At 66.2% G+C, this 6455-nt stretch carries 4 protein-coding genes and 1 pseudogene; 4 read left to right on the forward strand and 1 reads right to left on the reverse strand.

Going from position 1 to position 6455, the window contains the following annotated elements:
* Window positions 1-19 precede the first annotated feature (19 nt).
* The gene (locus HLH25_RS17800; protein WP_182975349.1) at window positions 20-715 is read left to right on the forward strand and encodes a fumarylacetoacetate hydrolase family protein; all 696 of its coding nucleotides are present in this window, start codon (window positions 20-22) and stop codon (window positions 713-715) included.
* Here the strand turns inward: HLH25_RS17800 and HLH25_RS17805 are convergent.
* Window positions 700-1608, reverse strand: coding sequence for a LysR family transcriptional regulator (locus tag HLH25_RS17805; RefSeq protein WP_182975350.1), 909 nt, complete (start codon window positions 1606-1608; stop codon window positions 700-702). The two genes, HLH25_RS17800 and HLH25_RS17805, sit on opposite strands and share 16 nt — an antisense overlap.
* A gap of 101 nt (window positions 1609-1709) precedes the next feature.
* Between HLH25_RS17805 and HLH25_RS17810 the strand changes: the two are divergent.
* The 3 genes and pseudogenes from HLH25_RS17810 to clpB all read left to right on the forward strand — a co-directional run bounded on the left by HLH25_RS17810 (window position 1710) and on the right by clpB (window position 6092).
* A pseudogene (locus HLH25_RS17810) lies at window positions 1710-2769 on the forward strand (aldo/keto reductase).
* Between the two features lie 63 nt (window positions 2770-2832).
* Window positions 2833-3312: a GlcG/HbpS family heme-binding protein gene (locus tag HLH25_RS17815; RefSeq protein WP_246402694.1), complete on the forward strand. Its 480-nt coding sequence runs from the start codon at window positions 2833-2835 to the stop codon at window positions 3310-3312.
* 176 nt (window positions 3313-3488) lie between these two features.
* Entirely contained in the window at window positions 3489-6092 is a 2604-nt protein-coding gene (gene clpB, locus HLH25_RS17820) for an ATP-dependent chaperone ClpB (protein ID WP_182975351.1), read from the forward strand.
* The last annotated feature ends 363 nt before the right edge of the window (window positions 6093-6455 follow it).

The following is a 6455-nucleotide window of genomic DNA, read 5'->3' on the forward strand; positions in this document are numbered from 1 at the left end:
AGGAGCAAGGACACCGACCATGACCGAGTACGTCATCCCGCAGCCGCCGCAGCCTAGCCTGGCGGTTTCGGGGACCGAGGCCCGTTTCCCGGTGCGCCGGATCTGGTGCGTCGGGCAGAATTATGCCGAGCATGCGCGCGAGATGGGGGGCGATCCGGATCGTGCGCCGCCATTCTTCTTCGCCAAGCCGGGCGATGCCGTCGTTCCCGGCGGCGGGGCGCTGCCGTTTCCGGTCAAGACCGCCAATCTGCATTATGAGGTCGAACTGGTGGTGGCGATCGGCATCGGCGGGCGGGATATCCCGGCGGATCAGGCATTGTCGCATGTCTATGGCTATGCGCTGGGTCTGGATATGACGCGCCGCGATCTTCAGGCGGCGGCCAAGAAGGCCGGCCGGCCCTGGGCGTTGGCCAAGGGGTTCGACCAGTCCTGCCCGATCGGGCCGGTGGCGCCCGTGGCCACGATCGGCCATCCGGAGCGCGGGCCGATCGCTTTGTCGGTGAACGGCGAAATCCGCCAGCAGGGCGATGTGTCGGACATGATCTGGCCGGTCGCCGATATCATCTCGCAGCTCAGTGCCTTCGTCGCGCTGGCGCCGGGGGACCTGATCATGACCGGCACGCCGGCGGGTGTCGGCCCGGTGCAGCCGGGGGATGTGCTGCATGCAAGGTGCGTCGGGGTCGGTACGCTGGATGTGACTTACGACGCCGCCTGATCGGACAGGATGCCGCCCGGTTGCAGCAGGTCGCCGATAAACAGCGCGATCTTCTGCGAATGGGCGGTACTGACGGGGTGGATGGCATAGAAGGTCACCGGGTCCGGTTCCCAGGCGTCCAGCACCGTGACCAGCCGTCCTGCCCGTACGGCCTCTTCGACCTCCCACAGGGATTTCTGGGTCAGGCCCATGCCGGCCAGCGCCCATTGCACCGGCAGTTCCGAATTGCTGGAGGCCAGCAGCCCGTCGATCCGCCAGGGGCGCGCGGCATCCCCACGGCCGAAGCGCCATGTGGCCCGGCACTGGCCGGTCATGTTGGCCACCAGGCAGTCATGGTGGGCGAGATCGGCGGGCGTCTTCGGGGTGCCCCGGCGGGCCAGATAGTCCGGGCTGGCCACCAGCACGCGGCGGCTTTCCATCAGGCGCCGGCCGGTCAGGGTGGTATCCACCACCGGCGCGCCGCGAATGGCGATGTCGAACCCTTCGCCGACGATATCGGCCATCCGGTCCTCCAATGTCAGATGCACGCGGATGCCCGGATGGCGGCGGACGAAACCGGCGATGAACGGCGCCAGCCGCAAGCGTCCGAACGGGGTGGGGGCGGTGACGCGCAGCATGCCGCCGGGGGCGCTGACCGTTTCGCGCACCCTTGCTTCCATCCTCTCCGTGGCGGCCAGGATCGCGGTCGCTTCATCCAGATAGATGCGCCCGGCCTCGGTCAGGGTCTGGCGCCGGGTGGTGCGCACCAGCAGGCGCGTGCCCAGCCGGTGTTCCAGCCGCGCCAGCCGGTCGCTGACCACCGAGGGGGCCAGGCCCAGATGGCGCGCGGCTGGCGACAGGCCGCCATGGCGGACGATTTCGACCATCACCCGCATTTCGTCGATGTCGCGCATCGTTCGCCTTCTCCGGAAACTGTTTTCCGGTTTTGACGGTTATCATTCCCGGCCCGGCGCGCCCATAGTCCCGCTGACCGATCCGTTACAGGAGGCAATCCATGCAGTATCGTCAGCTCGGCCGGTCCGGCCTGCGTCTCTCGGCTTTCACGCTCGGGACCATGACGTTCGGGGGCAAGGGCGCGTTCGCCAAGACCGGCAATACCGACCTCGCGGGCGCACAGCGGCAGATCGACATGTGCATCGAGGCCGGGATCAATATCTTCGATACCGCCGATATCTATTCCGCCGGCGTGTCGGAGGAGATTCTTGGAGCGGCCCTGAAAGGGCGGTCTTCGGACATCCTGGTCAGCACCAAGACGCGCTTCCGCATGGGCGAGGGGGCGAACGATGCCGGCCTGTCGCGCTATCACATCGTCGCGGCGGCCGAGGCCAGCCTGCGCCGGCTGGGTCGCGACCATATCGACCTGTATTACCTGCATGAATGGGACGGCCAGACCCCGCTGGACGAAACGCTGGAGGCGCTGGACACGCTGACCCGCTCGGGCAAGATCCGCTATGCCGGGGTGTCCAATTTCTCGGGCTGGCATCTGATGAAGGCGTTGAGCACGGCGGAACGTCATCGCCTGATCGCCCCGGTGGCGCAGCAGATCTATTATTCGCTCCAGGCGCGCGAGGCGGAATACGAATTGCTGCCGGTGGCGCTGGATCAGGGCATCGGCGTGCAGGTATGGAGCCCGCTGGCGGGTGGCCTGCTGTCCGGCAAGCATCGGCGCGGCAAGCCCGAACCGGAGGGCACGCGCCAGTTGGCCCAGTGGGGCGAGCCGCCGGTTTACGATGTCGAAAAGCTGTACGATGTCGTCGAGGTTCTGGTGGCGATCGGCGCGGAGCGCGGCGTGTCGGCGGCCCAGGTGGCGCTGGCCTGGGTCGCGCATCGTCCGGCGATCACTTCGGTCGTCATCGGGGCGCGGACCGATGCCCAGCTTGCCGACAATCTGAAGGCGACCGAACTGGCCCTGTCGGCCGAGGAAATGGCGCGTCTGGACGCCGCCAGTGCCCCGCCGCTGCTTTATCCTTAATTGGCATCAGGCGCGCACGGCATCGGATCGCCTGTCGGCGGCCGATCTGCTGCTGCTCGGCCCTTCGATCAGCAAGGGCTGAGGCGCCATGGCACGCTATCGCCGCATTGCGGCCTGCATGCTCGCGGCCGGCACGGTCGCGGGCATGATGAACGTGGCACCGGCCTGGGCCGCCGGGCCGGCCGTCATCACCACCCAGAAACTGTCGTGGGAGATCGCCGACCAGCTCGCGGCGGCGGCGGTGCGGATCTGTGCCGCGCGGGGCTGGTCCGTCACCGCCGCCGTGGTCGATCCGTCCGGCCATGAGCAGGTGATCATCAAGGGCGACACGGTGCCGCTGCAATCGCTGTCGGTATCCTACCGCAAGGCCTACACGGCCTATGCCTATGGCATGACCTTCGACAAGGACACGACCAGCGCCCTGATCGCGGCCAAGGTCACCGGGCCAGCCAATGGGGCGCTGAACACGATTCCGCAGGTCCTCTTCGTGCCCGGTGGGGTGCTCCTGCGCCGGGCGGATCGGTCTGTGCTGGGCGGGCTGGGTGTGTCGGGCGCGCCGGGCGGCGAACTGGACGAGGCCTGCGCGGTTGCGGCGGTCAAGGAGGTCTCGCCCCGTTTTCAATGACCGGTGTCATGAAAGCGGCCGCGTGAGGGGCGTGGCAGCCATGTGCCATCGCGTCACCATGCTCTTGTAACAACGTCCCATTATCCCCATCTCGGCCTTGGTGTGGTGCGCCGTTGCCTCGTGCAGGGATGGCGCCCCCAAGCTTCAGGTCGCCTGAGTGAAAGGGACATGGGATTATGAATATCGAGAAATTTACGGAACGGTCGCGCGGGTTCCTCCAGGCCGCGCAAACCATTGCGGTGCGTGAGTACAATCAGCAACTTACGCCCGAACATCTGCTGAAGGCGCTGCTGGACGACCCCGAAGGGGCGGCTTCCGCGCTGATCCGTGCTGCCGGCGGGCAGGTGCCGGCCATTCAGGCGGCGGTCGAAGCGGCGCTGGCCAAGCTGCCCCGCGTGCAGGGTGGCGGGGCCGGCCAGCCTCAGGCGACGCCGGATCTGGTTCGTCTGCTGGATGCAGCGCAGAGCGCGGCGCAGAAGGCTGGTGATGAATTCGTGGCGCAGGACCGGCTTCTGGTCGCCATCGCCGCGTCGGAAACACCCGCCGGTCGCGCGTTGCGTGATGGCGGTGCGACGCCGCAGGCGCTGGACAAGGCGGTTGCCACCATCCGCAAGGGGCGCACCGTGACCAGCGAGAACGCCGAAGCCAGCTTCGACGCGCTGAAGAAATACGCCCGCGACGTGACCGAAATTGCCCAGCAGGGCAAGCTGGACCCGGTGATCGGGCGCGACGAGGAAATTCGGCGGGCGATCCAGGTGCTGGCCCGGCGCAGCAAGAACAATCCGGTCCTGATCGGCGAGCCCGGTGTGGGCAAGACGGCGATCGTGGAAGGGCTGGCCCTGCGCATCGTCAATGGCGACGTGCCGGAGGCGCTGAAGAACAAGCGGCTGCTGTCGCTCGATCTCGGTGCGCTGGTGGCGGGTGCCAAATTCCGCGGCGAGTTCGAGGAACGGCTGAAGGCGGTGCTCAAGGAGGTCGAGAGCGCCGAGGGGCAGGTGATCCTGTTCATCGACGAGATGCACACGCTGGTCGGTGCGGGTCGTAGCGATGGCGCGATGGATGCCTCGAACCTGATCAAGCCGGAGCTGGCACGCGGCACGCTGCACTGCATCGGCGCGACCACGCTGGATGAGTATCGCAAATATATAGAGAAGGACGCGGCGCTGGCCCGGCGTTTCCAGCCGGTCTATGTCGGCGAGCCGTCGGTGCCCGACACGATCTCGATCCTGCGCGGCATCAAGGAGAAGTATGAGCTTCATCACGGCGTGCGGATCACCGACAATGCGCTGGTGGCGGCGGCGACGCTCTCCAACCGCTACATCACCGACCGGTTCCTGCCCGACAAGGCGATCGACCTGGTGGACGAAGCGGCCAGCCGCTTGCGGATGCAGATCGACAGCAAGCCGGAGGAACTGGACGAACTCGACCGCCGGCTGATCCAGCTCAAGATCGAGCGCGAGGCCATTCGCAAGGAAGAGGACTCGGCCAGCCGCGAGCGTCTGGTGAAGCTGGAAGCCGAACTGGCGGAAATCGAGGAAAAATCGAACGCCATGTCGGCGGCCTGGCATGCCGAGAAGGATCGGGTGAACGCGATCCAGAAGCTGAAGGAACAGCTCGATCAGGCGCGTTCGGATGTCGAGGTTGCGCAGCGGCGCGGCGATCTGGGCCGGGCGTCGGAGCTGATGTACGGCGTGATCCCCAATCTGGAGGGCAAGATCGCCAGCGCGCAGGAGGCCAACGAGAGTGCCGCCGCCGGTGCCGGGCTGGTCAGCGAGGCCGTGACCGAGCAGGGCATCGCCTCCGTCGTGTCACGCTGGACCGGCGTGCCGGTGGACCGCATGCTGGAAGGCGAGCGGGCCAAGCTGCTGCGGATGGAGGACGAACTGCGTCGCAGCGTGGTGGGTCAGGAACCGGCGCTGAAGGCGGTGGCCAATGCGGTGCGGCGTGCCCGTGCGGGCTTGCAGGACCCCAATCGGCCGATCGGCTCGTTCCTCTTCCTCGGCCCGACCGGTGTGGGCAAGACCGAGCTGTGCAAGGCGTTGGCCCGTTTCCTGTTCGACGACGAGAAGGCGCTGCTGCGCGTCGATATGAGCGAGTTCATGGAGAAGCACGCGGTCTCCCGCCTGATCGGCGCGCCTCCGGGCTATGTCGGTTACGAGGAAGGCGGCGTGCTGACCGAGGCCGTGCGGCGCCGGCCCTATCAGGTGATCCTGTTCGATGAGGTGGAGAAAGCGCACGAGGATGTCTTCAACGTCCTGCTCCAGGTGCTCGATGACGGGCGCCTGACGGACGGGCAGGGGCGGACGGTCGATTTCCGCAACACCATCATCGTCCTGACCAGCAATCTGGGGTCCGACGTTCTGGCGCATCTGCCGGACAATGAATCCACCGATATGGTGCAGGCCGAGGTCATGAAGGTGGTGCGCAATCACTTCCGGCCGGAATTCCTCAACCGTCTGGACGAGATCATCCTGTTCTCCCGCCTCCAGCGGGCGGACATGACGCGGATCGTCGATATCCAGATCGGGCGTCTGCGCAAGCTGCTGGACGACCGGCATATCGAACTGGACCTGGACGAGCCGGGGCATCTCTGGCTGGCCGAGGAAGGGTATGATCCGGTTTACGGTGCGCGTCCGCTGAAGCGCGTGATCCAGCGCACGTTGCAGAACCCCCTGGCCGGGCTGCTGCTGGATGGCACCATCCATGACGGCGAGCGCATCAAGGTGTCGGCCGACGACAAGGGCCTGACCATCAACGGCCGGTCGATCGCCGAAGGCTGAACGGTTGCCGGGGCGGCGCATTGCGATGCGCCGCCCCATCCGCGGCCCTTTTTGCCGCCCTGACATGGAAAAGCAGAAAAAGTTCATTTTCTTATCCACTCCTTATCCACAGAGGGGTGTGGGCTCCCGGTTGGGTGGGCCGGTTTTCCGGGAAAAACAGGGTGTTTGCGGGCGATTTTGCGGCGCGTTGACATCCCTCCCCGATCTCCGTAAAACCCGCCTCACCGAACGGCACTACCGCTTCGGACCGGTTCTTTGACAACAGAATATGGAATGGAAGGGATATGTTGGCGGCGTTCTGACGGCCTGCGGAAGTGGGTTGATTTGGGATTGGTTGATCTGGGTTTAGCCTGGGTTTGATTG

The organism is Gluconacetobacter dulcium, from assembly GCF_014174165.1.
GTDB classification, from domain to species: domain Bacteria; phylum Pseudomonadota; class Alphaproteobacteria; order Acetobacterales; family Acetobacteraceae; genus Gluconacetobacter; species Gluconacetobacter dulcium.